Origin of the sequence: Mannheimia cairinae (assembly GCF_028649535.1) — a bacterium.
GTDB classification, from domain to species: domain Bacteria; phylum Pseudomonadota; class Gammaproteobacteria; order Enterobacterales; family Pasteurellaceae; genus Mannheimia; species Mannheimia cairinae.
The window spans coordinates 1-5,353 of the sequence record NZ_JAQSJE010000015.1 but is presented as its reverse complement, the minus strand read 5'-3'; the positions used below and the strand labels follow the sequence as shown (position 1 = coordinate 5,353).

The following is a 5,353-nucleotide window of genomic DNA, read 5'->3' as shown; positions in this document are numbered from 1 at the left end:
AGCCAGCCAGCCAGCCAGCAGTTGCGGTTATTACTCGAACAACGGGGCGTCCTGAATTAGCTCGCTCTATTTTGAGTGTGCAAAACCAAACTTATCTTTGCAAACACTACATTTTTGTTGATAGCGAACAGTATCATCAGCAAGCGGATGAAATTTTAATAAAATTTGCAACACCCATCGTCACTTATTTACCTGAAAGTACGTTATCAGAGTCTAGTATTGATGAGATTATTTCAAATTTAATACACGAAGAGGTCATTTGCTTTCTAAATGAAGATTGTTGGTTTGAGCCAAATCATATCGAAAAGGGAGTAAAAGCATTATCTGAAAGCCAAAAAGACTATGCTTATGCCTTACGTAATTTTTATGATCAAGAAGGTCAATTTCTTTGTATTGATACCATCAAATCGTTAGGCGATTATAGAAGCGAACAAGAACCCTTAAAATGTGCGTATAAATTAGGGGGAGTAGATGGCATTATTCAATTTACTATAGATAACACTCCTTATATCAATATAAACAGTTGTTTTCTCTATCAAGATATAGTCAAAGAGCTTAATCATTACCAATATTGGCAATACGATCACAATATTTATCCTCCATTATCTAGTTTAGGTAAAAGGAGAATTTGCACAAAAACGGTAAGTTTAAATAGCACCTTTAACCCGAGTGCATTCTATTCTTCCGCTTTTAATCATTTACTTTCAGAACCCTTTTCTTTAACCCCTAAAGAAGCATATGAATTTGCCTGTGAAATAATAGTATTTCAAGCAGAAGAAAGTTTTGATAACTGGGGAGGACGCTTTATTTGGGATAAGGATGATAATCTTTAGATAAAAAACCAATAAAATTAATGAGTTACGTAATCGTTTGCTTGTGATATTGTTCACAAAATGAAAGTTTAATATTAGAACAGTATGTCGAAGAGGATTAAAATAGCAGCCCGATCAGTCATAATAAAAGGAGACATACTATGAAATTGACGATTAAAACAGCTGCAGCAGCAATATTAGCCTCTCTAATTGCTCTTTCTGCTCAAGCTGGAGGGCCTAAGGTTCCTTATAGCCAAAAAGGGATCGATATGCGAACCAATGAAGCTCAACAAGCACCGATTCATTGGGTTTCAATCGACCAAATTAAAGAGAGTATCAAAGATTTACCGCCAATGGCAATCAGTTTTGATATTGATGATACAGTTGCAGCTTCTAGTGGTTGCTTCCACTATGGTAAACAAAAATACTCGCCTAATGATTACAGCTATTTAAAAAACCAAGATTTTTGGGATGAAATTAATGCAGGTTGTGATAAATATTCCCTACCAAAACAAGTTGCTATCGATCTGATTAAAATGCATCAAGAGCGAGGTGACCAAGTCTATTTAATTACTGGTCGTACAGCTGGAAAAGATGATCAAGTAACCGCAATTATGGAAAAAAACTTAGGCATTAAAAATATGCAACCCGTAAACTTTATGGGTGGAAAAGAACACTCTACTAAATACGATAAAACACCAGCAATTATTCAGCACAAAGTACAAATTCATTATGGCGATAGTGACGATGATATTTTAGCGGCACGAGAAGCGGGTATTCGAGGTATTCGTATATTACGAGCGGCGAATTCCAACTATACACCATTCCCACAAGCAGGTGGCTATGGCGAAGAAGTTGTAATCAATTCAAGTTACTAATTTAGTTTCTTTTTACAAGCGGTTCATTTTTCTGGAAAATTTGCAAAAAAATCAGAAAAATGGGCCGCTTGCTTTTTTTACTGATTGTCTTGCTCCATACGGAACCGTTTGCCTTTGATCTGCTTCACAAAATTGAGAATTGATTGCAAAAAAACATCGTAAATCAACCGCTTGCTAGGGTAGAATGATTTCGTATTCAGTTTACGAATTAAATTAAAGGAGATAATAAAATGTCTGAGGTATTTCATTTAGGCTTAACTAAAGCGATGTTAAAAGGGGCTAAAATTGCGATTGTTCCGGGTGATCCGGCACGTTCCGAGCGTATTGCAAAAAAAATGGATAACCCTGAATTTTTAGCTTCAACACGTGAATTCACGTCTTGGTTAGGTTATGTAGATGGTGAGCCAGTGGTTGTTTGCTCAACAGGGATTGGTGGCCCATCGGTTTCGATTTGTGTGGAAGAGCTAGCTCAATTAGGCGTTCGTACTTTCTTACGTATTGGCACAACAGGGGCAATTCAAGAACACATTAACGTAGGTGATATTTTAATTACGACAGGTGCCGTACGTTTAGATGGTGCAAGCCAACATTTTGCACCAATGGAATATCCTGCGGTAGCAAACTTTGAGTGTACTAATGCCCTTTATGCAGCTGCAACAGAAGCAGGTGTGAAACCTTATGTTGGTATTACCGCCTCTTCTGATACATTCTACCCAGGTCAAGAACGTTACGACACATTCACTGGCAAAATTTATCGCAAATTCCAAGGTTCATTAAAACAGTGGCAAGATCTTAATGTTATGAACTTTGAAATGGAATCAGCCACATTATTTACAATGTGTGCGGCTCTCGGTTTACGTGCCGGTATGGTTGCTGGTGTGATTGTAAACCGCACTCAGCAAGAAATTCCAAATGAGGAAACAATGCACGATACAGAACACAAAGCGGTGTCTGTGGTGGTTGAGGCAGCAAGAAAATTAATTAAAAAATAATCTTTAATATTGAATAAAAAAGGGATAAATTGTCATCAACAATTTATCCTTTTTATTTTTGAAGATGCGACAAGCGGTCGAAAATCGTCAAATTTTTGCAAAAATAACAATGAATAATCCTTATTTTAAATATCGTAAAATCTTCTTAGAATCGGCTTGGTTCTCAAATGCCGAACCGCTTTCAGTTTCTCAACAAGAATGGTTACTACATAGCGGTTCTCTAACACAAAAATTATGTGAAGTGGCGAGCCATTTTAATGTGGAAGTCATTCAAGAAAAATGGATTGCAAAAAATTCAGAAAAAACAACCGCTTGCAGTGAAGAAATGTGGTTGAGAGAAGTGTTGTTAAAAGACGGAGATACACCTTGGATTTTTGCTCAAACATTGGTGCCAAAATCGAGTATTGAAAATATTGCGAATAACGTGCTGGAACTTGGCAATCAACCGATTGGTTTGTGGTTATTTTCACAAAATCCTGCCAGAATAAAACAAGAATGGACACAATCTGAAAATGGGCTTTTTGCTCGCCGTGGTGTTTATGAAATAAATGGCTACTCGCTTGAAATTAAAGAACTATTTTTAGATTCATTTCCTTATTTATAAAAAATAGGTTGGCATTCACACCAACCTATTTTTGTTTTTATTTCGCTAAGAACTGATAAATCGCAGCCATATCAACTTCGCTTAAACCTGAATCATTTGCTTGATTATAAGTTTTAGTTGCTTGCTCAATTAATGGGAAAGATTTACCTAATTTTGCAATCTCTTCACTCGCCAAATTAAAATCTTTGGTCATATGCTTCATCATAAAAGCCGGTGGGAAGTTATTTTCCAAATACATAGGTACTTTTGCTTGGAAAATAGGGCTATTCATAAATGAGCCAGAAATCATCTCAATCACTTGCTCTTTTGGAATACCATATTGATCGGCAAAGTTTAATGCTTCGCCATAGGCTTGAATGAAAATACCTAATAACGAGTTAATCATTAATTTAATGCCACCCGCTTTACCTACCTCGCCATAATAGAATGTTGTGGTGCTAAAAGCAGCAAAAAGCGGTTTAAGTTGCTCGATAATTTCTTCTTTACCAGCAGAAAGCACTAATAATTTGCCGGCTTCTGCTACCTTGCTTGATCCCGAAACAGGAGCTTCTACAAATTCAGCCCCGTGTTGAGCTAAAAGTGCCTCAACTGCTTGGTTTTGGCTTGGCGAGATGGTACTCATATTTACCACAACCTTACCTTTTAACTCAGTAAGAACCTCAGGGCTTAAAACTTGCTGAACAGCGGCATAGTCGGCAATCATTAAAAAAATCACCTCGTGAGCCTTCACTAACTCCAAAACGGAAGCATAAGATTTCGCACCCGCAGAGACAATTTTTTCTGCTTTTGCAGGGCTACGGTTATAAACCCCTACCTTCACTCCACTATTTAGCAAGTGAGTCGCCATTGGCTCCCCCATTTGCCCTAAACCAATCCAACCAATTTCTTGAGTGTTAAATTTTTGCATTTTTGTTCTCCTTACTGTAATAAATTAGTTTGATTATTAACGATTTTAGTAAATGAAGTCAAATGTATAGATCGCTTGAATACCAGAAGATAAAAGAGTAGCATTTTGCTAAATTATTTCTTTTATATATAACAATGAAACCAACAATTCTTTTATATGATTCGGGAATGGGGGGCTTAACGATTTATGATGAAATTCGTAAAGTATTGCCTAATGCCCATTACCTTTACTGCTTTGATAATGCTTACTTTCCATATTCGGAAAAATCTGAAGCAACCTTAATTGAGCGAGCAATTAAGATTGTGCAAAAAATTGCAGAAAAACAACCGCTTGATATGGTGGTTGTTGCTTGTAATACTGCGAGTACAGTAGTTCTTCCTGCATTAAGAGAGGCTTTTGATTTTCCGATAGTGGGGACTGTCCCTGCTATTAAACCAGCAGCTGTTATTTCTCAAACAAAAACAATAGGGTTATTAGCAACAAAAGGGACGGTTGCTCGCCCTTATGTAAAAGAACTTGTTGAAAAATATGCAAAAGATTGCACAATTGAAATGATAGGCACCACAGACTTAGTGGAGATAGTAGAAGAAAAGCAACGCACTGGTACGGTTGATTTACTTCGTTTACAAGAGGTTGTAAAGGCTTGGGTTAATCACCCAACACTTGATACCGTTATTTTAGGTTGTACGCATTTTCCATTAGTGAAAGAGGAGTTGAAACAGCTTTTACCATCTGTTAAATATTTTGTTGATCCTGGAATTGGCATTGCAAAACGAGTAACAAGTCTCTTAAATGAAAGAGATAAATACAAAGTAAGCCATAATTTAGAAAATAGGGCTTTTTGCACGACAACGTCACAAGATTTAGAGTTTAAACAAAGTATTATGAAAAAATGGGGTTTTAGTGAGCTGATTGTGATTGAGGTTTAGGCTTTTTTTGATGTTTTGATGAAAAAAAACTCATTTAATAAAAACTTTAAAAAAAGTACTTGCACGGATTTAAAAAATCTCTATAATGCACCCCACACAACGACGCACTGTTGTGAATAAGTTTAAATACGGTGCGTCGTTCTTTTTTGTTCTTTAACAATTTATCAGACAATCTGTGTGGGCACTTGTTGATTGACTTTGTTTAAAAATATTTTTAAAACTTGAAGTCTT

Annotated in this window: 6 protein-coding genes; 5 read left to right on the top strand and 1 reads right to left on the bottom strand. The window is 36.4% G+C overall.

What is annotated here, in order from left to right; all coding sequences use genetic code 11:
* The 4 genes from PTQ27_RS11490 to PTQ27_RS11475 form a co-directional block, all read left to right on the top strand.
* Positions 1–833 (top strand): glycosyltransferase (locus PTQ27_RS11490; protein WP_273771143.1); only part of this gene is annotated, 833 nt, incomplete at its 5' end.
* A gap of 140 nt (positions 834–973) precedes the next feature.
* Positions 974–1,690: an acid phosphatase AphA gene (gene aphA / locus PTQ27_RS11485; protein WP_273749242.1), complete on the top strand. Its 717-nt coding sequence runs from the start codon at positions 974–976 to the stop codon at positions 1,688–1,690.
* Positions 1,691–1,920: 230 nt separating this feature from the next.
* Positions 1,921–2,682, top strand: coding sequence for a uridine phosphorylase (udp, locus tag PTQ27_RS11480; RefSeq protein ID WP_273749243.1), 762 nt, complete (start codon positions 1,921–1,923; stop codon positions 2,680–2,682).
* Between the two features lie 109 nt (positions 2,683–2,791).
* Positions 2,792–3,286 carry a chorismate--pyruvate lyase family protein gene (locus PTQ27_RS11475; protein WP_273749244.1) on the top strand — a complete coding sequence of 165 codons (495 nt, stop codon included), beginning with the start codon at positions 2,792–2,794 and terminating at the stop codon, positions 3,284–3,286.
* Positions 3,287–3,323: 37 nt separating this feature from the next.
* Here the strand turns inward: PTQ27_RS11475 and PTQ27_RS11470 are convergent, their stop codons facing one another.
* Complete coding sequence (locus PTQ27_RS11470; RefSeq protein ID WP_273749245.1) at positions 3,324–4,193, bottom strand: NAD(P)-dependent oxidoreductase; 870 nt, start codon at positions 4,191–4,193, stop codon at positions 3,324–3,326.
* A 134-nt stretch (positions 4,194–4,327) separates the two neighbouring features.
* Between PTQ27_RS11470 and murI the strand changes: the two genes are divergently transcribed.
* Positions 4,328–5,122 (top strand): glutamate racemase, encoded by a 795-nt coding sequence (gene murI / locus PTQ27_RS11465; RefSeq protein WP_273749246.1) that lies wholly within the window; start codon positions 4,328–4,330, stop codon positions 5,120–5,122.
* Positions 5,123–5,353 lie beyond the last annotated feature (231 nt).

Excerpts from the sequence above, each read along its gene's own strand:
- aphA (WP_273749242.1), top strand. The coding sequence starts at position 974 with ATGAAATTGACGATTAAAACAGCTGCAGCAGCAATATTAGCCTCTCTA.
- udp (WP_273749243.1), top strand. The coding sequence starts at position 1,921 with ATGTCTGAGGTATTTCATTTAGGCTTAACTAAAGCGATGTTAAAAGGG.
- PTQ27_RS11475 (WP_273749244.1), top strand. The coding sequence starts at position 2,792 with ATGAATAATCCTTATTTTAAATATCGTAAAATCTTCTTAGAATCGGCT.
- PTQ27_RS11470 (WP_273749245.1), bottom strand. The coding sequence starts at position 4,193 with ATGCAAAAATTTAACACTCAAGAAATTGGTTGGATTGGTTTAGGGCAA.
- murI (WP_273749246.1), top strand. The coding sequence starts at position 4,328 with ATGAAACCAACAATTCTTTTATATGATTCGGGAATGGGGGGCTTAACG.